This is a genomic window from Vreelandella hamiltonii, from assembly GCF_014651775.1.
Lineage (GTDB): Bacteria > Pseudomonadota > Gammaproteobacteria > Pseudomonadales > Halomonadaceae > Vreelandella > Vreelandella hamiltonii.
Genome location: NZ_BMXN01000001.1, coordinates 169,868 through 189,060, shown reverse-complemented (window position 1 = coordinate 189,060; position 19,193 = coordinate 169,868). Strand labels below are relative to the sequence as shown.

General features: G+C 60.1%; 17 protein-coding genes. 8 read left to right on the top strand and 9 right to left on the bottom strand.

Features of this window, described 5'->3' with window-relative positions; genetic code table 11:
- Positions 1-148: 148 nt before the first annotated feature.
- Positions 149-1,645 carry an NAD-dependent succinate-semialdehyde dehydrogenase gene (locus IE091_RS00865; protein WP_189462572.1) on the bottom strand — a complete coding sequence of 499 codons (1,497 nt, stop codon included), beginning with the start codon at positions 1,643-1,645 and terminating at the stop codon, positions 149-151.
- 364 nt (positions 1,646-2,009) lie between these two features.
- Here IE091_RS00865 and IE091_RS00860 point away from each other — a divergent pair, with 364 nt between their 5' ends.
- A complete protein-coding gene (locus IE091_RS00860; RefSeq protein WP_189462571.1) occupies positions 2,010-3,230 on the top strand; it encodes a GGDEF domain-containing protein in 1,221 nt (406 codons plus the stop codon).
- Here the strand turns inward: IE091_RS00860 and IE091_RS00855 are convergent.
- Genes IE091_RS00855 through doeA form a run of 3 tightly spaced genes read right to left on the bottom strand, consistent with a single transcriptional unit; the run spans position 3,225 to position 5,974 of the window.
- Positions 3,225-3,707 (bottom strand): Lrp/AsnC family transcriptional regulator, encoded by a 483-nt coding sequence (locus IE091_RS00855; protein ID WP_096921394.1) that lies wholly within the window; start codon positions 3,705-3,707, stop codon positions 3,225-3,227. The genes IE091_RS00860 and IE091_RS00855 overlap by 6 nt on opposite strands.
- A gap of 8 nt (positions 3,708-3,715) precedes the next feature.
- Positions 3,716-4,747: a N(2)-acetyl-L-2,4-diaminobutanoate deacetylase DoeB gene (gene doeB / locus IE091_RS00850; protein ID WP_096921395.1), complete on the bottom strand. Its 1,032-nt coding sequence runs from the start codon at positions 4,745-4,747 to the stop codon at positions 3,716-3,718.
- A gap of 27 nt (positions 4,748-4,774) precedes the next feature.
- A complete protein-coding gene (gene doeA, locus IE091_RS00845; RefSeq protein ID WP_039175528.1) occupies positions 4,775-5,974 on the bottom strand; it encodes an ectoine hydrolase DoeA in 1,200 nt (399 codons plus the stop codon).
- Between the two features lie 296 nt (positions 5,975-6,270).
- Here doeA and IE091_RS00840 point away from each other — a divergent pair, with 296 nt between their 5' ends.
- The 4 genes from IE091_RS00840 (at position 6,271) to IE091_RS00825 (ending at position 10,285) form a co-directional block, all read left to right on the top strand.
- Entirely contained in the window at positions 6,271-7,206 is a 936-nt protein-coding gene (locus IE091_RS00840; RefSeq protein ID WP_189462570.1) for a 2-hydroxyacid dehydrogenase, read from the top strand.
- A gap of 127 nt (positions 7,207-7,333) precedes the next feature.
- On the top strand, positions 7,334-8,050 hold the full coding sequence (locus tag IE091_RS00835) for a hypothetical protein (protein WP_422822507.1): 717 nt from the start codon (positions 7,334-7,336) through the stop codon (positions 8,048-8,050).
- A complete protein-coding gene (locus IE091_RS00830; protein WP_096921398.1) occupies positions 8,051-8,983 on the top strand; it encodes a LysO family transporter in 933 nt (310 codons plus the stop codon). It abuts the gene before it with no gap.
- 72 nt (positions 8,984-9,055) lie between these two features.
- A complete protein-coding gene (locus IE091_RS00825) occupies positions 9,056-10,285 on the top strand; it encodes a nucleoside recognition domain-containing protein (protein ID WP_096921399.1) in 1,230 nt (409 codons plus the stop codon).
- A gap of 1 nt (position 10,286) precedes the next feature.
- On the opposite strand, the gene IE091_RS00820 is transcribed toward IE091_RS00825, so the two are convergent.
- A complete protein-coding gene (locus IE091_RS00820; RefSeq protein WP_189462569.1) occupies positions 10,287-11,300 on the bottom strand; it encodes an asparaginase in 1,014 nt (337 codons plus the stop codon).
- A 33-nt stretch (positions 11,301-11,333) separates the two neighbouring features.
- Entirely contained in the window at positions 11,334-12,797 is a 1,464-nt protein-coding gene (locus IE091_RS00815) for an alanine/glycine:cation symporter family protein (RefSeq protein WP_189462568.1), read from the bottom strand.
- 324 nt (positions 12,798-13,121) lie between these two features.
- Between IE091_RS00815 and IE091_RS00810 the strand changes: the two genes are divergently transcribed.
- Together IE091_RS00810 and IE091_RS00805 are read left to right on the top strand one after the other, a co-directional pair.
- Positions 13,122-13,331, top strand: coding sequence for a type II toxin-antitoxin system VapB family antitoxin (locus IE091_RS00810; protein WP_144979673.1), 210 nt, complete (start codon positions 13,122-13,124; stop codon positions 13,329-13,331).
- Positions 13,328-13,708 (top strand): type II toxin-antitoxin system VapC family toxin, encoded by a 381-nt coding sequence (locus IE091_RS00805; protein ID WP_144979670.1) that lies wholly within the window; start codon positions 13,328-13,330, stop codon positions 13,706-13,708. Before IE091_RS00810 ends, IE091_RS00805 begins: the two co-directional genes overlap by 4 nt.
- 224 nt (positions 13,709-13,932) lie before the next feature.
- On the opposite strand, the gene IE091_RS00800 is transcribed toward IE091_RS00805, so the two are convergent.
- The 3 genes from IE091_RS00800 to IE091_RS00790 all read right to left on the bottom strand — a co-directional run bounded on the left by IE091_RS00800 (position 13,933) and on the right by IE091_RS00790 (position 18,033).
- A complete protein-coding gene (locus IE091_RS00800; RefSeq protein WP_189462567.1) occupies positions 13,933-16,125 on the bottom strand; it encodes an OsmC domain/YcaO domain-containing protein in 2,193 nt (730 codons plus the stop codon).
- Between the two features lie 108 nt (positions 16,126-16,233).
- Positions 16,234-17,118, bottom strand: a complete 885-nt coding sequence (locus IE091_RS00795) for an alpha/beta fold hydrolase (protein ID WP_189462566.1) — start codon at positions 17,116-17,118, stop codon at positions 16,234-16,236.
- A gap of 30 nt (positions 17,119-17,148) precedes the next feature.
- Positions 17,149-18,033, bottom strand: a complete 885-nt coding sequence (locus IE091_RS00790) for a LysR family transcriptional regulator (RefSeq protein WP_189462565.1) — start codon at positions 18,031-18,033, stop codon at positions 17,149-17,151.
- A 119-nt stretch (positions 18,034-18,152) separates the two neighbouring features.
- Between IE091_RS00790 and IE091_RS00785 the strand changes: the two genes are divergently transcribed.
- The gene (locus tag IE091_RS00785; protein ID WP_189462564.1) at positions 18,153-19,163 is read left to right on the top strand and encodes a zinc-binding alcohol dehydrogenase family protein; all 1,011 of its coding nucleotides are present in this window, start codon (positions 18,153-18,155) and stop codon (positions 19,161-19,163) included.
- The last annotated feature ends 30 nt before the right edge of the window (positions 19,164-19,193 follow it).

The following is a 19,193-nucleotide window of genomic DNA, read 5'->3' as shown; positions in this document are numbered from 1 at the left end:
GAGGATATTTTATCTTTGGTGACTGACTTAATGATGGGCACCTCGCGGTGCCTTCGCCCGGCAAAGCCGGCCTCCCACAGGGCCAATTCAAGCGCCTAACGGGGGTTGTGGGAGGGCGCTTCAGCGCGCGATGCTGTGGCTCCCAAACCTAGCTACCCGACACCGATCCCAGCGCGCCCAGGCAGTAGTACTTCGTTTCCAGATACTCATCGATCCCCGTCGCGCCACCTTCACGGCCAAGGCCGGACTGTTTGACGCCGCCGAAAGGCACGGGCGGCCCGGTCATCTTCACGGAATTGACGCTCACCATGCCGTACTCCAATGCGCGCATCAGCTTCCAGATGCGGCGAATATCATGGGTGTAGATATACGCGGCCAGACCGTACTCGGTGTCGTTGGCCATGTCGATGACTTCGTCGTCGCTACTATAAGCGGTAATGCCGGCCACCGGGGCAAAGTTCTCTTCCCGCCATACCTTCATTTTTGGCGTCACACCGGTCAGCAGCACCGGCATGAAGAAGTTGTCGCCCGGCGCTTGGCTTTGGTCGCCCGCGATCAGGGTGGCCCCTTTCGAGATGGCATCATCGACAACCGCAGCCGCTTTTTCGACCGCCTGGCGGTGAATGAGCGGGCCAAGATCCACTTCGCCGTGCAGGCCGTTGCCTACGGTGAGTGCCGCCATGCGCTCGGTGAACTGGGCAACGAACTCATCGTGAATGGATTCGTGTACCAGAATACGATTCGCGGCAAGGCAATCCTGCCCGGCGGTTTGGAACTTCGCGGCCACGGCAGCGTAGGCCGCTTCTTTGGGGTCCATATCCGGCCCGACGATAAAGGGTGCGTTGCCGCCCAGCTCCAGCGAAAGCCGCTTCACGGTGTTGGCGCTCTGCTCGATGAGCAAGCGGCCAACACGGGTGGAACCAGTGAATGAAAGCGCCCGGATGCGCGGCTCGCCGCACAGAATTTTCGAGACTTCCGCAGGCTCGCCCAGCACGACGTTGAAGATACCTTCTGGAATACCCGCACGCTCGGCGAGTTCAGCCAGCGCCAGCGCTGTAAATGGCGTCTCGTTGGCCGGTTTCACAATCACCGGGCAGCCAGCCGCCAGCGCAGCGGCGGCTTTACGCGTGATCATCGCCAGCGGGAAGTTCCAAGGCGTGATCATCGCCGCAATGCCCACCGGCTCCTTGATGGTGCCGAGCGATGCATTGGGAATGTGGCTCGGGATGGTCTCGCCGTAGGTGCGCTTGCCCTCTTCCGCGAACCAGCGCACAAAGCTTGCGCCATACTCCACTTCGCCACGAGCATCGGGCAGTGGTTTGCCCTGCTCCAGGGTCATGATGGTAGCGAGGTCTTCGCGGTTGGCTTGAATGAGGTCGTACCAGGCCAGCAGGCGCTCGCAGCGCTCGTCGGCGCGCAGCGCCCGCCAGTGAACGAATGCCGCTTCGGCGGCATCCACTGCGGCGATAATTTGATTCGCTTCCAGCAGCGGAATATGGCCAATGGCTTCGCTGGTTGCCGGGTCGTACACGGCCTCTTCACGGCCACCTTCGCCATGGGTCCACTTGCCGTTCACATAAGCGTACTGACGGAACAAGCGTGGATCTTCCAGACGTTTCACGAGGGCAGTGGATAGTGTGGTCATGACTCTTCTCCAGGAGGCTGCCACGACTCTGAGAGCAGGTATTGGCAACGACCGTGACGCTACAAGAAAGGGGTTTCAGCTGCCGCTCTGCGGGCTTGCTGCAATGCCTGTAGCGTAAGGGAGATAGCCCACGAAGTGTTTTTGAAAGTGAACGTTTAAACGCGGGATTTTTTTGTGGAACGGGCATTTTCACGCGTTTTTTTTGGGTGACACACGTCCTGCCATATAACTTGTACAAGAATATAAAATATTGTGGCAAATGATGGCTGCCGCCTTCTGTCAGGGCGATTCTGACGTAATATGAGATCTAGTCACGCACCTGAACTTGCCGCTGGCCTCTGCTTGCCGCTCAAGAGATAACGCCGTGTATCGACTTGCCTACTTTAAGCAGCTCTCCGAGCATATCGGCCACCTGACCGTTCGCGAACGCTACGATCAGGATCGCCATGAGACACGGCTGCGCTCGATGGAAATGCTCACGGGCTGGCTCGCGCTGTTTTATTTTTCGTACACATTGGTGGATATCTACTTGCTCCCCGATATCGCCTTGCGTTCTTTAGCGATGCGCTTTCTGCTGATGGGGCCCGCTACGCTTCTGCTGTTTGCCTATTATCGACGTCCTGTGCCCATCCGCCAGAAAGAGCTGGCCGGGGTACTGGTGGTCTGCTTGGGCACGGTGGTGTGGTGCGCCATTCTGCTGGGCTCAAAAGACCCCGACGTGCTGGGCTACTTCTACGCAGGGCTAGTCTTTTTGCTGGTGATCACCATCGTATCAACACCGCCCTTCGAATATAGCCTGTATGGTTCGCTGTTTATCTTCGGCTGCCTCTACACCACGGTCTTCTTCTTGCCTGGGGCTCATCCTGACTATGTGATGAACCACCTCTCCTTGGGCGTTCCGGTGCTGGTACTCTCGCTCATGGCAAACTATCGATTCTCATCCGAATCATTGCGGCTTTACCTTGAAAACACACGCGTGGAGCAGCTGCGTACCGAGTTGGCTGCCCGGAATGCCGAACTGGAGAAAATGACCTACCTGGACCCCCTGACCGGGCTTGCCAACCGCCGGGGACTGGTGCGCTTTGCCTCCACCTTGACGCAGCCTGATACGCCACTGGCAGTCGCTGTCATCATCGTCGATGTGGATCACTTCAAAGCCTTCAACGACTTTTACGGTCATTCCGAGGGGGACCGCTGCCTACGCGCGGTGGCAGGTGCGCTTCAGGCAGCCTGTCAGGGCAGCGGTATCGTCTGCCGGTTTGGTGGCGAAGAGTTTCTGGTATTGAGCTGCGAACACGCCACCGTGGCCAACGCCGTGGCGCTGGCCGAGCGCATTCGACTGAAAGTCGCTCATCTAGGAGTGGCTCATGCCCCGACCACCGAGGGTAAAGTGACCGTGAGCGTGGGAGTATGCGCAGGCTCTGTGGCCCCTGATACACACATTGACAGGCTCATCAAAGCGGCCGACGACGCGCTGTACGAGGCCAAGCGTGAAGGCCGAAATCGCGTCAGGTCGGGCACGCTCGCCAGCCCTGGCAGTAACGTCTCTCCTGACGAGACCATTGGAACTCAGCCAACCTTATAGCGGGCTGCACAAATCACTATCGATGGCGATGGACTGGCGTTTGACGGTTTTGGTGACGATATAGGTGAAATAGCGTTCGATCCCCGCCTCGGATACCAGCCACTTGTCCATTAGCCGCTGGTAGCTGTCGATGGTGCGGGCCTCGAACTTCACCAGATAATCGACGCCACCGCCCACGGCCACACATTCGGTGACCTCGGGGGTAGCCATCACGAGCGCTTCAAAACGGGCAAAGCTTTCGGCGTTGTGCTGCTTGAGCTCGATCTGCACCCACACGGGGTTGCGCGGCACCAATACCTCCGCATTGATGCGTGCCGTGTAGCCTTCGATCACACCCGCCTTTTCCAAGCGCTTCACCCGCTCCCAACAGGGGCTGACCGAGAGGTTGATCGCCTCGGCCAGCTTCGACTTGGTGATTCGCCCGTCCCGGGAGAGGATATCGAGGATTTTTAAATCATAGCGATCCAGTTTCATCATGCCGGGGGCTACGCCTCCAGGCGTTCGACAACGTCGGCGATCACCGCCAGGGTGTCGCCCATATTGATCAGCGAAGGGGCCCGGCGCGCCATCAGAATGCCGTCGCGCTCGGCCTGGTACGCCACCGGCGACGACCCGCTGCGGGTCATGTCATAAACGTAGGCAATGGTCTGGCCCTTCTTCACTTCGTCGCCCAGTGCCACCAGCAGCTCCAACACGCCGGCGTGCTGGCTCTGCACGTAGCAGCTGGCATCCGGCATATCCAGGTACATCTGCCCACCTTCGGGCATTTTCACTTCGCCTTCTACCAAACCGTAATGAATCAGGAAGTTGCGCACGCCGCGCTCGGCAATGGCGATACTTTGCGGGGTGGAGGTACCGCCGCCTCCAAGCTCGGTGGCCACGAATACTTTGCCCTGACGTTCGCAGGCGGTATCGAACAACTTTTCGGCGTCCAGCTCGAACATCACCATGGCGTAAGGCGCACCGAAGGCCTTGGCGCCTTCCAGCGCCGCCTGCTGCTGGTGTTTGTCATCCAGTACGTGAGACGCACCAAACGGCAGGATATCCAGCGTACGGCCACCGGAGTGCAGGTCGAGCACGACATCACTCATGGGCACCAGCACCCGGGTGAAGTAGTCGGCAATTTGTGAGGTCACCGTGCCGTTAGGGTCGCCGGGAAAACTGCGGTTCAGGTTGCCTTTGTCCATCGGTGAGGTGCGCTTGCCAGCCATCACCGCCGGGGTGTTCATGCAGGGCACGATGATCACGCGGCCAGTTACCTCCTCGGCCTTGAGCGCCGAGGAGAGCTTGAGCAGCGACGTTATGCCTTCGTACTCGTCACCATGGTTGCCCCCCGTCAACAGGGCCGTGGGGCCTTCGCCGTTCTTCACCACGGTCACGGGAATCATCACCGCCCCCCAGGCGGATTCATCAGTGGAGATCGGCAGCTTCAAAAAGCCGTGCTGCACGCCGTCGGCGTCGAAGTCGACGGTGGCAGAGATGGGGCTGGGCCGTAGTGAGTTCGGTTGAAGCGTCATGGTGAATCCTTTTTATTGAACGACCGGCTACTTCACGAACAGCTGGCGGGGGAAGTTTGCCAGCGTTTCGCAGCCGTCTTCGGTAATCAGTATGCTTTCGGTAATTTCCAGCCCCCAGTCATCGACCCACAGGCCCGGCATGAAGTGAAAGGTCATGCCCGGCTGCAGGATCGTCTCGTCCGAGGGACGCAGGCTCATGGTGCGCTCGCCCCAGTCGGGGGGGTAAGAGATGCCAATCGGATAGCCGCAGCGCGCGCCACCGCGGTCAAAACCGTACTTGTCCATGGCTGCGCCCAGCGCCATGGCGATATCGGCCGTGCGATTGCCGGGCTTGGCAACGGCCAAACCGTTTTCGATGCCTTCCAGCAAGGCCGATTCGGCGCGGATGAAGTCAGTGGGCGGCGTGCCGAGGAACACGGTGCGCGACATGGGCGCATGGTAGCGCTTGAACACCCCGGCAATTTCGAAGAAGGTGCCTTCACCATTGCGGAACGGCGTATCGTCCCAGGTCAGGTGTGGCGCCGCCGCATCCTTGCCCGTAGGCAGCATGGGCACGATGGCCGGGTAATCACCGCCAAACACCTTGCCGTTTTCGTCGATGAACCCTTCGATGCCCACGCGATAGATTTCAGACACCAGCTTGCTCTTGGGCAGCCCCGGCTCGATCACTTCCAGAATGCGCGAGTGCATGCCTTCGACGATCTTGGCGGCGACCCGCATATAGGCAATTTCCTGGGGAGACTTGATCGCCCGGCACCAGTTCACCAGCGCGTTGGCATCCATGAAGCGCGCGTGGGGAAGCTCCTTGAGCAGGCTTTGGTAAGCCTTGGCGGAAAAGTAGTAGTTGTCCATTTCCATGCCCACCACGCCGGTGTGCCAGCCACGGTCGGGCATGATCGACTGCGCCAGATACTCCATCGGGTGCATGTCGGGGTTCTGGACGTAGTAATCCGGGTAATAGGTGATGTTATCGGGATGAATCCAGCAGGTGCGCAGCGCGCCATTGGCATCCATACGACGACCAAACCACACCGGCTCACCCTCCAACCCCACCAGCACGCACTGGTGCACGTAAAATGACCAGCCGTCGTAGCCGGTCAGCCACGCCATGTTGGAAGGGTCGCTGACGATCAACACATCGATGCCGCGACCGGCCATTTCAGCACGCACTTTCCATAAACGGCTGGCGTACTCTTCACGGGTGAAAGGCAGGGAAACCTCTGTCATCGGGCAACTCGCCAATAAAAGATCACTTAGAACCAGCGCCTGCGGTGAAACGCGCCACTGGGCCACAGGATCGACCTGGTCACCGCCGCTGCTGGCCCGCCAATGTCGCCTTGCCCCGATACTAGCACCCCTCCTTGGTCAGCGGTCAAAGCCTTTATGTCAAAAATTGCATAGACCGTTAACATCGCTTCTAACGAGGCGTTGACCGTGCAGCGACGCGCCTGGCGTGGGTTGCGGTCTTCGGGTTCTCTCGCTCATGATAGAGCTTCCCCAAAAGCCGCAGCTAAGGAGCCTTCATGAAAATTGTCGTCCATATCGACAATGCAGCGCAGTGGCAGGCCGCTATTGCCGACGCATTGCCCCAGGCCACGGTATTGACCAGCGACGCCCCGGCCAGCGAGCGGCTCAATGCCGATTACCTGGCCGTCTGGAAGGCACCGGCCCATTTGCTGCAAGAGCAAACGCACCTGAAAGGCATCATCAATCTCGGGGCAGGCGTCGACCACTTGCTCAATACACCGGGCCTTCCTGAAGGCGTGCCCATCGTCAAACTGCGCGACGCGGGCATGAGCGAACTGATGGCCGACTACGCGCTATACGGCGTGCTGCACTTCTACCGCAGCATGGACCGCTACCGCGAACAGCAGGCCCACGCCCAGTGGGCGCCGCAGCCAGTCGCCGACAAGGCCGACTGGCCGGTGGGCGTGCTGGGGCTCGGGGCCATTGGTGGCTACGTGGCCAGTGCGCTACAGCAGGCAGGGTTTCCAGTCTTGGGGTGGAGCCGCTCTGCCAAACAGATCAGCGGGGTACGCTGCCTGCACGGTGACGAGGGCCTGGACCAGCTGTTAAGCAAGGTGCAAAGCGTCGTGACCATCCTGCCGGATACCCCGGCCACTCGGCATATCCTGAACGCCGCCCGGCTGGCGCAACTTCCTCCAGGGGCAAGTGTGATCAACCCTGGGCGCGGGAGTCTAATCGACGAACAAGCCCTGTTGAAAGCCCTTGGCACAGAACAGCAGCCAGGCCACCTGCGCGGTGCGCTGCTGGACGTCTTCCACGAAGAGCCGCTGCCTGCCAACCACCCACTGTGGCAGCACCCCAGGGTGATCGTGACGCCGCATATGGCGGCCCCGACTCCGCTGAACGACGCCATCGATCAGGTCATTTCCTATCTGCATGCCTTCGATGCCGGTGAGCCTCTCGCCACCGTCAACCCCGATGCGGGCTACTGACGCCCATGGCTCGGCACGTTATACTTTGCCAAGCGTGATCGTTTACTGAAAACGGGCCAGCGACGCTGTGGAACCAAGGGCTGACACAAAGGTTCTGAGGATCATATATTCAATGGAGGAATGGCCTTTGCGTCACGTCAACGTAACTGCGGCTCGCCGCTGGCTGAGCATCACTGTGGGTGCCCTGAGCGTGTCTGGCATGACAGCCGCCCTCGCAGAGCAACCCATCGAAGACTCCCCGTGGGCAGCGCCCCAACCGTTCGAAGCTCAGTATCGGCTGGAGATTCGTGGTTGGCCCGGCGCGACCATCACCCACACCCTATCCAACGAAGGCCTGCACTGGCTCAGCGACATGAGCTTCTCTGTGGCCGTGGCGCGCGGGCAGGAGCGCAGCCGCTTTGCAGTGGACGATGACACCACACGCTCGCTGCTCTACAACAGCAGCTACTCGCTGTTCGGCGTGGGTGACAGCTACCAGTTGAACGAAGCCGATATCCACTCGCTGGACCGCCAGACGGCTCTGTTCGACCTGTCACGGCGGGTCGGCCATGAAGACTGCACCCAAGAAGCGCCTTGCGATATCTCGTTCGTGGACCACCGAGGTCGAGACGAGCACTTCCAGTACTACCTGAATCCCCCAGCCAGCGTCAGCGTCCCCGCTGGGGAGTTCGACGCCAAGCAGGTCACCTTGGTAGATGCCGAGAAACCCGACCGTCACCTGGTGATCAATTTCCACCCTGACTGGCCCGGGCTGATCCTCTCTGCGGAGTACCAGAAGGAAGGCAGTCGCCAGACCGCCATCACCATGACACGCTTCACGCCTGCCGAGGGTAAAGAACTCTAGATGCTCTCTGGCTTATTGATCGTACTGTTGCCGCTGTTTCTGGGCTATCTGGTTCGCGTTCGTTCCACGTGGTGGCTGAACCTCATCAACCGAGCCGTCAGCGGCTCGGTATACTTGATTCTGCTGTTCATGGGAGTGAGCCTGGCGGGGCTTGAAAACCTGGGTAGCCAGCTGTCTCGCCTCGGGGGCAACGCCCTGCTGCTGTTCAGTATCACCACCCTCTTCAATCTTGCCGCCCTCTGGTGGCTTTCCAGGCGCGTACGCCTGAGCGCGGGGAACTCTCCCGTGGTCAAGGACGCCCCCACCAGCAAACTGGCGGCCATGGGCGGCTCGCTGATGCTCGTTGCCGTGGTGGCGGGTGGCGTGGCGCTGGGGCTGCTGCTCGGCCCTGTGCTGGGGGAAACGCTGTATACCACGGCGGACTGGCTGGCAGAGTGGGTGCTCTACGTGCTGCTGGTGTTGATTGGCTGCCAGCTGCGCAATTCGGGCATGCCGCTCAAGCAGATTCTGCTCAACCGTCTGGGGCTCGCCATTGCGGTCACCCTGGCGCTCAGCTCGCTGTTGGCAGGCTTGGCCGCCGCCCCCTTGCTCTCGCTGCGCTGGAATGAAGGTCTGGCCATGGCCTCCGGATTTGGCTGGTATTCGCTGTCGGCCATTCTGATTGGCGACCAGCTCGGCCCGCTGATGGGCGGCGTGGCGTTCTTCAACGACCTGACCCGCGAGCTGCTGGCATTCATACTGATTCCGCTGGTCATCCATCGCCACACCGCGCTGGCGATTGGCTATGGCGGGGCCACCTCCATGGACTTCACCCTGCCCGTGATTCAGCAGCATGGCGGCGTGGCCTGCGTGCCCATTGCCGTGGTCAGCGGCTTTATCCTCTCGTTACTCTCCCCGCCGCTGATTCTGTTCTTTCTTTCGCTGTCGGGTTAGCGTGAGCGGGCGCTCCTTGGGTAGGATACGCAGCTAGCGTATTGCTTCGATCATCAAGGACGCCCACCCACCATGCTCAACGGAATCTGGTTAAGCTTTTTCATTGCCGCCTTTGCGGCATCGCTCTGGCAGTGGCTGGTGGGTGGCGACAGCGAGGTGTTTGCCCGCCTGGTGCAGTCGCTGTTCGATATGGCAAGGGTCAGCGTCGATATCATTCTGGTGCTGCTGGGCACCATGACGCTGTGGCTGGGATTTCTGGCCATTGCTGAAAAGGCGGGGTTAATCCGCCTGCTGGGGCGAGTGCTCGACCCGCTGTTCTGCCGCTTGATGCCCGAAGTGCCCCGCGGCCACCCGGCCATGGGGCTGATTAGCATGAATTTTGCGGCCAATATTTTGGGCTTGGATAACGCCGCTACCCCTATTGGCATCAAGGCCATGCATTCGCTGCAAACCCTGAACCCCAGCCGCGATACCGCCAGCAATGCGCAAATCCTGTTTCTGGTACTGAATACCTCGTCGCTTACCCTACTGCCCGTCACGATCTTCATGTACCGCGCCCAGCAGGGGGCAGCGGAACCCACGCTGGTGTTTCTGCCGATTCTGCTGGCGACCAGTGCATCCAGCCTCGCCGGGCTGCTGGCGGTGGCCATCATGCAGCGTCTGAAGCTTTGGCAACCGGTGGTGCTGGGGTACTTGCTGGCCGCTGCGCTGGCCCTGGGGCTTTTGATCACCACACTGGCGGGGATGTCGGCTCAAGCGCTGGCCGCGGCTTCCACGCTGATTGGCAACCTCACGCTGTTCAGCATTGTGATCATGTTCCTGGTCGTGGGGGCACTGCGCGGCGTGAAGGTGTATGACGCCTTTATCGAGGGTGCCAAAGAAGGCCTGAGCTTTACCATCACCCTGCTGCCCTACCTGGTGGCCATGCTGGTGGCCGTCGGGGTGCTGCGCGCCAGCGGCGTGCTGGATGCCGGGCTTGGCGGCATTCGCTGGCTGGTAGAGGGCATCGGCTGGGATACTCGCTTTGTGGATGCGCTACCTACCGCCTTTGTGAAACCGCTCTCCGGCAGCGGCTCCCGCGCCATGATGATCGAGACCATGAACACCTTTGGTGTCGATAGCTTCCCAGGGCTACTGGCTGCCACGTTCCAGGGCAGCACCGAAACCACCTTTTATGTGCTGGCGGTCTACTTCGGCGCCATTGGCATTAGCCGCATTCGCCATGGGTTGGGATGCGCCCTGGTCGCCGATATAGCAGGCATCACCACCGCCATTCTGGTGTGTTACTGGTTCTTTGGCTGAATCAGCAAGACCGTTCGCCACGAATCGCTGCGCTGAGTGCTTTGCGCAGCGCTGGCCCGGAAAGCCCACGGCCAAGCAGAACGATGAGCTTGGCCACGGCGGCTTCCAGCGTGATGTCTCCTCCAGCGATCACGCCCGCCTGATTGAGCGCCGCCCCGGTGGCGTAGGCGCCTTGAATGACCTCCCCCTGAGCGCACTGAGTGACGTTGAGCAGCGCCACGCCCCGCTCATGGGCTGCCTTCAAGGCGTCGAGCAGTGCACCGTCAAAGCTGGGCGGGTTCCCCACGCCGTAGCTGTGTAGCACCACACCTTTCAGCGTGTCGTCTGCCAGTAGCGCTTTTGCGCGCGTTAGCGACATACCCGGGTGCAACGGCAGCACCGCTACCGCCTCGTCATCGAGTTCGATGGGAGCAAAGTTGGGCTCCCCGCTGAGTAGCGCCGAGGGCTGGGGAAAGGTGATGCCAATGCCGATCTCGGCCAGCCAGGGGAAGTTGGGGGAGTCGAAGGCATCCAGACCTTGAGTACGCACCTTGCGGGCGCGGTTACCGCGCAGCAGCCGGTCATGGAAGACCAGGCTCACTTCGCAGGGTGTGGCCGGATGAGCCGCCAGCTGTAGCGCGCTGACCACGTTGTTCAGCGCGTCGCTTCTGGGCTCACCCAGCGGAATTTGAGAGCCGGTGAAGATCACCGGCTTGTTCAAGGCCCCGAGCATGAACGACAGCGCCGACGCACTGTAGGCCATGGTATCGGTGCCGTGCAGGATCACGAAGGCATCGTAGGCCTGCCAGTGGGCTTCCAGCGCCGCGATCAGTCGATTCCACGCCTCGGGCATCAGCTCGGCGCTGTCGATCAGCGGCTGCATTTCCACCACCTCGAAGGCAGGCAGCCGGTAGGGGTCACCCAGGGCAAGATGCGCCGCCAGGCGCTCGGCCAGCCCCGCGCAGGGCACATAACCTTGTGGCGATGGCTGCATGCCAATGGTGCCACCCGTGTAAAGCATGAGGACGCGGGGCATGGGGACTCCTTATCGAATTGAATACAAACGCACTTACTTCGCGGGCGCGCTTTCCAGCCGCTGCTTCAGTGCTTCAGCTTCTTCCGGCTCCAGTTCCCACGCTTTGGGGTCCAGATCGAGATCAGGGTGCTGGCTGGCATCGAAAATCGGCTGTTTGATGCCCTGACGGCGCTGGCTGTCGAAATCGTTCAGAATGCGCAGGCCGCACTTGAACAGCAGAATCAGTGCAACGAGGTTGACCACTGCCAAGAGGCCCATGGTCACGTCGGCAAAGCCAAACACGGTGCCTAGATCGGTGGTCGCGCCCCAGCACACCAGCAGTACGATCGCCACCCGGAAGGCGTTGAACAGGTTCTGGTTGTCACGGCTGAAGAAGTTCAGGCTGTTTTCGCCCAGGTAGTAGTTGTAGAGGATGGTGCTGAAGGCAAACAGCAGCAGCGCCAGGCTCACGAAGGTGCGGCCCCACTCGCCCACGTGGTCTGCCAAGGCAGCCTGGGTGAGCGCGATACCTTCGACACCCGCCCCGGCGGCTGGGTCATACACGCCGCTGAGCAGAATCAGAAACGCCGTGGCCGAGCAGATGATCACCGTATCGATGAACACCGAGAACGCCTGCACGATGCCCTGGTTGGCCGGGTGAGGCACGTACGCCACGGCAGCCACGTTGGGCGCACTGCCGAGGCCCGCTTCGTTGGAGAACAGGCCACGCTTCAAGCCCATCATGATGGCAGCGCCAATCCCGCCGCCCACCAGCGGCTCAAGGCCAAAGGCACTCTTGACGATCAGCGCCATTACCGCAGGGATCTCACCCAGGTTCATGGCAATGACCAGCAGCGCCACGGCGATATAGCCCACGGCCATGAAGGGCACCAGGAATTCGGAGATGCGGGCAATCCGCTTGATGCCGCCAAAGATGATCAGCCCCACCAGCATGGCCAGCGCAATACCGCTGTACAGCACCGGTACGCCGAAGGCATCGCCAAACGAAGTGGCAACGGCATAGGACTGCAGGGCGGTAAAGGCGAAACCAAAGGTAATCAGCAGCAGTACCGAGTAGAACGCCGCCAGCCAGCGCCACTGTTTGCCCAGGCCTTTGACGATGTAGTACGCCGGGCCACCGCGGTAAGTGCCATCACCTTCCGCCTGCTTGTAGGTTTGCGCCAGGGTGCACTCCAGGAAGCTGGTCGCCATGCCCATCAAACCGACGATCCACATCCAGAAAATCGCTCCCGGGCCGCCCAGCGTAATCGCCACGGCCACGCCGGCGATGTTACCGCCGCCCACGCGCCCCGCCACCGATAGCACCAGCGCCTGAAACGAGCTCAAGTGGCCGTGCTGATTACGCTTGAAGGCTTGGCCAGAACCCAGAATACGAAACATCTGACCAAAATAACGAAACTGTACGAAGCGGGAGGCAACGGTAAAACCGATACCAACGCCCACCAGTAAAACGAGCAGGACCTTCCCCCAGAGGAGGTCGTTGAGCATATCGAGCATGGGATAGTCTCCGCATTTTTATATTGGCGTTATGGTTGTGATCGCGTCTTTGTTTGCGATTGAGAGGCGCGGAGAGTGTTGTACCAAGCCAAACACGGGATGACGTTTGGCGCAGCGATGCAGTTGGTTGCACTCACTGCGCCAGTGGGTGCATCACAGTGCATCAGGCGTATACAGCCCCGCGAGATGATGACCGCTAGAGAGAATGTGCCGAGCAGTCATCTGATGATGTTACTGCGATGCCCACTTGTGAAGATGCACCGATTGACGTTAAATAACATCAATATCGATGCAAGCGAGTGCACGACCAGGCAGGAGTGAACGATGCGAACCACTGTTACCATTGACGATGAGCTCTACGAGCAAGCATTGGCGTTTGCCGAGCCGGGAATGGATAAACCGTCAGACCTCTTTCGCGAGGCCATGAAGACCTATGTCCGCGTGCAAGCCGGTCGACGTCTTGCAGCCTTGGGTGGGACTGTGCCAGAGATGCCCGACATACCCCGCCGTCGCGAGGCGCCTTCAACGCAATGAACGTGCTAGTCGACACATCGGTCTGGGTGGATCATTTCAGAAAACGAAACGATGCCCTGATCGAATTGATCGAAAAAGATCTTGTGCTCAACCACCCCATGGTTTTAGCTGAGCTTGCCTGCGGAACACCTCCCTCCCCGCGCACTCAAACGCTAAAGAGTGTTGCCCTCTTGCGGCCTTGTCATCAGGCTAGTTTGTCGGAGGTGATGGACTTCATCGAACGTGAAAAGCTCTATGGCCTGGGCTGCGGCTTAGTCGACATGTGCTTACTTGCCTCAACACTTATCACGCCCGATACGCAGTTATGGACGCTAGACAAGCGTCTCGCGGATATGGCGGACAAGTTCGCTGCGGCCTACCGGGTCGCGGTACATTGAGAGCTGATCACAGTGTCCGTTTGAACTGCTTAATAAAATAGCCACCAACGATCAACATGGCTGTAGGCATGGCTTCTTTTCCTTCTGCAAACGAAAAACGCCCCAGGGGTCGGCTTATCCCGAGATATGTGGGCAAGCTTACTGCCTAGGGCGTGGATAACGCTTAGCTTACGGAGTGCTTAATACATCGCCAACCCCTACATCCGTAACATCATTACCACCGATTAGGGGCACGCAATGCCCGCGTTTGCCGCCCTGGCCGCGTGAAGCTTCTTATAGCTTTCGATCAGGCGCTGGTGGCGCTCCAGCCCCTCCAACTGCATGTTGGTGGGAGTAAGGCCGTGGAAGCGCACGCTGCCATCCACCGAGCCAACCACCGCCTCCATGGTGGCTTCGCCGAACATGCGCTGGAAGTTGGGCAGGTAGTCGTCCAACGCCAGCTCGTCGTCCAGGGCAATCTCCAGCACCGCGTTCACGGCTTGATAGAACAGGCCACGCTCGACGGTGTTGTCGTTGTACTGCAGGAACATCTGCACGCAGTCCAGCGCCTCTTCATGGCGGCCAAGCGCCAGGTAGACCAGCAGCTTCAGCTCAAGGATGGTCAGTTGCCCCCACACGGTGTTCTCGTCGAACTCGATACCGATCAGCGTGATGATATCAGCGTGGTCGTCCATCTGACTCTCTTCCAGCCGCTCGACCAAGTCGGTCAGCTGTGCGTCGTCCAGGCGGTGCAGGTTGAGGATATCTTCGCGGTAGTCCAGCGCCTTATTGGTGTTGTCCCAAATCAGGTCTTCGATGGGGTACACCTCGGAGTAGCCCGGCACCAGAATGCGGCAGACCGGCGCGCCTAAGTCTTCGTGTACCGCCATGTACACTTCCGCGCCCAGCTCTTCGAAAATACCGAACAGGGTCTCGGCTTCTTCCTCGTTGCTGCCAGAGAAGTCCCACTCGCTGAACTCGAAGTCGGGCTTGGCACTGAAGAAGCGCCAGGAGACCACGCCCACCGAGTCGATGAAGTGCTCGACGAAGTTGTTCGGCTCAGAGACAGTCTGGGAATTGAAGGTCGGCAGCGGCAGGTCGTTCAGGCCTTCGAAGCTGCGCCCCTGCAGCAGCTCGGTCAGGCTGCGCTCCAACGCCACCTCGAAGCTTGGGTGGGCACCAAAGGAAGCGAATACCCCGCCGGTACGCGGGTTCATCAGCGTCACGCACATTACCGGGAACTGCCCGCCCATGGAGGCATCCTTCACCAGCACCGGGAAGCCTTGGGCTTCCAGGGCATTGATGCCCTCGACAATGCTGGGGTACTTGGCCAACACTTCTTGCGGTACGTCGGGCAGGGTCAGCTCCTGTTCAAGGATTTCACGCTTGACCGCCCGCTCGAAGATTTCCGACAGGCACTGTACCTGAGCCTCCACCAGCGTATTGCCCGCGCTCATGCCGTTGCTGAGGAACAGGTTTTCGATCAGGTTGGAGGGGAAGTAGACCGTTTCGCCGTCGCTTTGGCGCACAAAGGGAAGCGAAACGATGCCCCGGTCTTCACGGCCCGAGTTGGTATCAATCAGGTTCGAGCCGCACAGCTCGCCTTCCGGGTTATAGATCGCCAGGCAGTGCTCGTCGAGAATTTCGGCGGGCAGCTCGTCATTCGGCCCCGGCTTGAACCACTGCTCATTGGGGTAGTGCACGAATTCGCTGTTCGCGATCTCTTCGCCAAAGAACTGATCGTTGTAGAAGAAGTTGCAGCTCAAGCGTTCGATGAACTCGCCCAGCGCAGAGCACAGCGCGCTCTCTTTGGTCGCGCCTTTGCCGTTGGTAAAGCACATGGGGGACGCCGCATCGCGGATATGCAGCGACCACACGTGAGGCACGATATTGCGCCAGGAGGCGATCTCGATCTTCATGCCAAGGTCGGCAAGAATCGCACTCATATTGGCGATGGTCTGCTCCAGCGGCAGGTCCTTACCGGGGATAAAGGTGCTGCCACCTTCCGGCGCGCCCATCAGCAGCGCCTGGGCATCCTCGTCGATATTCTCGACCACTTCGATCTGAAACTCGGGGCCGGTCTGAATGACCTTCTTCACCGTGCAGCGGTCGATGGAGCGCAGAATGCCTTCGCGATCTTTTTCCGAGATATCTTCCGGCAGCTCAACCTGGATTCTGAAAATCTGCTTGTAGCGGTTTTCCGGGTCGACGATGTTGTTTTGCGACAGGCGAATGTTCTCGGTGGGAATATTGCGCGCGTTGCAGTACACCTTGACGAAGTAGGCGGCACACATGGCCGACGACGCCAGGAAGTAGTCAAACGGGCCGGGGGCCGAGCCATCGCCCTTGTAGCGAATCGGCTGGTCGGAGATAACCGTAAAATCGTCGAACCTGGACTCCAGGCGGAGGTTGTCGAGATAGTTAACTTTGATTTCCATAAGCGGGCGTCCGGAGTAATGAGTGTGCCTGAGCGCCAACGCATCAGGCGAATGGCGGCCATTATCCAGTTTTTTACCCGCTTCGTCTTGGGCAGTCGCTTGAATCGCTTATTGCGGATCCAGCAAGAACGGCAGCGCCTCCTCTAGCAGCAGGTCAGGAATCTCTTCGGCGATATAGTGGCCGCAAGGCAGCGCCTTGCCCTCTACCTGCGTTGCTACCTTGCGCCACTCAGCCAGAGCATCGAAGCAGGCTTCAATTGCCCCCTGAGCGCCCCACATCACGTTGATGGGGCAGGCCAGCTTCACACCCGCGTCGATATCCGCCTGATCGTGCTCTAAATCGATAGTCGCGCTGGCGCGGTAGTCGCCGCAGATGCCGGTGGCCGTGCCGGGAAGCGCCAGGCAGCGCTCGTACTCCGCCAGCGCTTCTGGGGCGAAAGGTGCCATGCCTGCGCTGCGGGCGCCCATCACGCTTTTGAGGTACTGAGCGGGGTCGGCTTGAATCAGCATTTCCGGCAGCGGCTGGGGGCGAATCAGAAAGAACCAGTGCCAGTAGCTGCGGGCAAACGCCTCATTAGTGCCACGGTACATGGCCAGCGTGGGGGCGATATCTAACAGCACCATGCGCTCGACCCGCTCGGCGTAATCAACGCCTAAACGATGCGCCACCCGCGCGCCACGGTCGTGGGCCAGTACTTTAAACCGCTCAAACCCTAGCGCGCTCATCAATTCGGCCATATCGGCGGCCATGGTGCGCTTGGCGTAATTGAGATGCTCTGCGTCATCGTCCGGCTTGCCGCTGTCGCCGTAGCCGCGCAGGTCGGCGGCAATCACCGTGAAGTGCTGGGCAAGCGTGGCCGCCACTTTGTGCCAGATCATATGGGTCTGCGGGTGCCCATGAAGCAGCAGCAACGCCGGGCCACTGCCCCCCATGCGGTAGGCAATATCGACGCCGTTAACGCGGCGTGTCTGTTTTTCAAACCCTTCAAACATAACGAGCTCCTCGCGGATAGATGATGCTCTTCATTCGACGACTTCTTGTAACCGCTCGATCAGAAAGTCTTTCAGCGCGACCACGGCGGGCGTGAGCGACAGCCGATGCGGGCAGACGAGATACAGCGGCGCGGGCTCGGTAGGAAACGCAGCCAACAGCGCCACCAAGCGGCCTGCATCGAGGTCTGCCTGAACATCCAGGCGAGATTTATAGGCAACGCCCTCTCCCGCCAGCGCCCAGCGGCGCACGCACTCAGCATCGTCGCTCACCCGATTGCCCTGCACGCTGATACGCTCACTGCCGAACTGCCACTGGTCATGCACCCGCTCACCAAGATTGAAGCAGAGACAGTTGTGCTGGCGTAGTTCATCTGGCGTGGCGGGCTCGCCGTGGCGCGCGATATAGCGAGGTGCGGCGCACACCACCCGTTGGTTATCACTTTTTAGCGGCAGGGCTACCAGGCTGGAATCCTCCGGCACGCCGTAACGCAGGGCAATCTCCACTGGCTGGCGAAACAGATCGCTCACCCGATCGCTGACCCGAAGCCGCAGACGCAGCTGCGGATGCAGCGCCATAAAATGGTCCAGCCAGCCCAGCAGCACGTTGCGGCCCAGATCGGAAGGCATGGAGAGGCTGAGCTCTCCCGCGATCTCCTGGCGTTCGCGGTGCAGCTCTTTTTCCCCTTCGGCAAGGGCGCTCAATGCCGTTTTCGCATGCACTAAATAGTGCGCCCCGGCGGGTGTTAGCCGCAAGCTGCGGGTAGAGCGTACCAGTAGCCGCGTGCCCAACGCGTCTTCAAGCCGTTTGATCGCCACGCTAGCCACTGCCGGGGTAATCGCCAGCTCCCGCGCGGCGGAGGAAAGGCTGCCGTGCTCGGCGGCATAGACAAGCACGTTTAGGTCATCGGTACGCATGGAGCGATAGCGCCCTTATTTTCAAAAAAAATTGGAAACTGTTAGCTACATTAGCCCTCTTTTTCATAAAACGACACCCAGGCATGATGTCGCCATTCATCATCGCTTGGAGAACGACCATGAAAGCATTCGCGTTTACCAAAAGCCTGCCGATCGACCACCCAGACGCCCTGCACGCCGTCGAGCTGCCGCTGCCCACCCCCGAGCCCCACGATATTCGTGTCGCGGTCAGCGCAGTTTCCGTCAACCCGGTAGATGCCAAGGTGCGCAAAAGCGCGCTGCCCGAAGGCGGCGAGCCGCGGGTGCTGGGTTACGACGCGGTAGGCGTGGTCGATGCCGTGGGCAGTGCAGTCACTCGCTTTCAGCCGGGTGACCGGGTGTGGTACGCAGGCAGCATTGCGCGCCAAGGCTCCAATGCCGAGTACCAACTGGTCGATGAGCGTATCGCCAGCCTGGCGCCGAAAAGTCTGTCTGACGTCCAGGCAGCGGCTCTCCCTCTCACCGCCATTACCGCCTGGGAGCTACTGTTTGACCGCCTGGAACTGGGCCTGCGCGACACCAAAGGCAAAACATTATTAGTGGTAGGTGCTGCCGGTGGCGTTGGCTCGATTCTGATTCAGCTGGCCAAGCAGCTCACCGATATCACCGTGATTGGGACGGCCTCACGCCCGGAAAGCCAAGCCTGGGTCGCGTCGCTCGGCGCCGATGCGGTGATCGACCACCGCCAACCGCTGGATGAAGCGCTCAAAGCCGCAGGCTACGAGCAGGTGGATATGGTCATCAGCCTTAACCAAACCGATCACCACTTCGAGGCGATCATCAATGCCTTGAAGCCCCAGGGCAAATTGGCACTGATCGATGACCCGGCGCTGATCGACGTGCGTAAACTCAAGCTCAAGAGCCTGTCACTGCACTGGGAGCTGATGTTCACTCGGCCTTTGTTTACTACCGAGGACATTGCCAAGCAGCACGACCTATTGAGCGAAGTTGCCGCCATGGTGGATAGCGGCCGTTTGACCACGACGCTTGGCGAGGTACTTGGCCCCATCACTGCCGACAACCTGACGCGTGCCCACGCGCTGATCGAGAGCAACCGCACCGTAGGCAAGCTGGTGCTAGCGGGGTTTTAAGCACGCTCGCCGATCATTTCAAGCCAGCTT

Bases quoted from the DNA above. Each gene is read 5' to 3' on its own strand.
- IE091_RS00840 (WP_189462570.1), top strand. From the start codon at position 6,271: ATGAAAATTGTCGTCCATATCGACAATGCAGCGCAGTGGCAGGCCGCT.
- IE091_RS00805 (WP_144979670.1), top strand. From the start codon at position 13,328: ATGAACGTGCTAGTCGACACATCGGTCTGGGTGGATCATTTCAGAAAA.
- IE091_RS00800 (WP_189462567.1), bottom strand. From the start codon at position 16,125: ATGGAAATCAAAGTTAACTATCTCGACAACCTCCGCCTGGAGTCCAGG.
- IE091_RS00830 (WP_096921398.1), top strand. From the start codon at position 8,051: ATGCTCTCTGGCTTATTGATCGTACTGTTGCCGCTGTTTCTGGGCTAT.
- IE091_RS00810 (WP_144979673.1), top strand. From the start codon at position 13,122: ATGCGAACCACTGTTACCATTGACGATGAGCTCTACGAGCAAGCATTG.
- IE091_RS00820 (WP_189462569.1), bottom strand. From the start codon at position 11,300: ATGCCCCGCGTCCTCATGCTTTACACGGGTGGCACCATTGGCATGCAG.
- IE091_RS00865 (WP_189462572.1), bottom strand. From the start codon at position 1,645: ATGACCACACTATCCACTGCCCTCGTGAAACGTCTGGAAGATCCACGC.
- IE091_RS00815 (WP_189462568.1), bottom strand. From the start codon at position 12,797: ATGCTCGATATGCTCAACGACCTCCTCTGGGGGAAGGTCCTGCTCGTT.
- IE091_RS00825 (WP_096921399.1), top strand. From the start codon at position 9,056: ATGCTCAACGGAATCTGGTTAAGCTTTTTCATTGCCGCCTTTGCGGCA.
- IE091_RS00795 (WP_189462566.1), bottom strand. From the start codon at position 17,118: ATGTTTGAAGGGTTTGAAAAACAGACACGCCGCGTTAACGGCGTCGAT.
- doeA (WP_039175528.1), bottom strand. From the start codon at position 5,974: ATGACAGAGGTTTCCCTGCCTTTCACCCGTGAAGAGTACGCCAGCCGT.
- IE091_RS00785 (WP_189462564.1), top strand. From the start codon at position 18,153: ATGAAAGCATTCGCGTTTACCAAAAGCCTGCCGATCGACCACCCAGAC.
- IE091_RS00790 (WP_189462565.1), bottom strand. From the start codon at position 18,033: ATGCGTACCGATGACCTAAACGTGCTTGTCTATGCCGCCGAGCACGGC.
- doeB (WP_096921395.1), bottom strand. From the start codon at position 4,747: ATGACGCTTCAACCGAACTCACTACGGCCCAGCCCCATCTCTGCCACC.
- IE091_RS00855 (WP_096921394.1), bottom strand. From the start codon at position 3,707: ATGATGAAACTGGATCGCTATGATTTAAAAATCCTCGATATCCTCTCC.